Source organism: Oleiphilus sp. HI0043, from assembly GCF_001634935.1.
In genome coordinates this window covers 1-679 of the sequence record NZ_LWEY01000662.1, presented here as the reverse complement: position 1 = coordinate 679, position 679 = coordinate 1, and the positions used below count along the sequence as shown (strand labels likewise).

Annotated in this window: 1 protein-coding gene; it reads left to right on the top strand. The window is 43.9% G+C overall.

Annotated features, from left to right (window positions below):
• Positions 1-600, top strand: a 600-nt coding sequence (locus A3729_RS07905; RefSeq protein ID WP_068633585.1) for a hydroxypyruvate isomerase family protein, incomplete at its 5' end; no start/stop codon positions are given.
• Positions 601-679: the final 79 nt, after the last annotated feature.

Here is a 679-nt window from a genome sequence, read left to right as displayed (position 1 = left end):
CCGCCTGGTAATTGGGATGCAGGAGAGAGAGGTATCGCCGGCTTACCCGGACGTGAGGATGAATTCAAACAAGGGCTCGAAACAGCGCTGGAATATGCGCAAACACTTGGGGTTAAGCAGATTAATTGCTTATCAGGTTTAAAACAGCCTGACTGTAGTGACGAGCAACACTGGCAAAAACTTGTTGCTAACGTCAAATATGCTGCCCAAGCGCTTGCCAGAAAAAATATAACACTGATGGTTGAAGCAATTAACAGTAAAGTTGATATGCCTGGGTTCATAATTGATACATTAGACAAAGCTCTGCAGCTACTCGAGGACGTCAATGAAGAAAATGTAAAGATCCAGTTTGATATCTATCATATGCAAATCATGCATGGCGATATTATCCGTAAGATAGGATCTGCCCAAGCCCAGATCGGCCATATCCAGTTTGCCGATAACCCCGGCCGACACGAGCCAGGTACCGGCGAGCTTAACTTCTCGCAGATCTTCAAAGCACTTGATAGGCTTAATTACTCAGGCTATATCAGCGCCGAATATATACCATCATCTACCACTGACGCCTCACTCTCATGGCTTTCCCAAAGCAATAAGTAAGCGGGTTACGAACATTTAACTGGTTATATAAATCCACTAAGTTTATATATTTATATTCACTGCAAAAGGCAGATAGCGC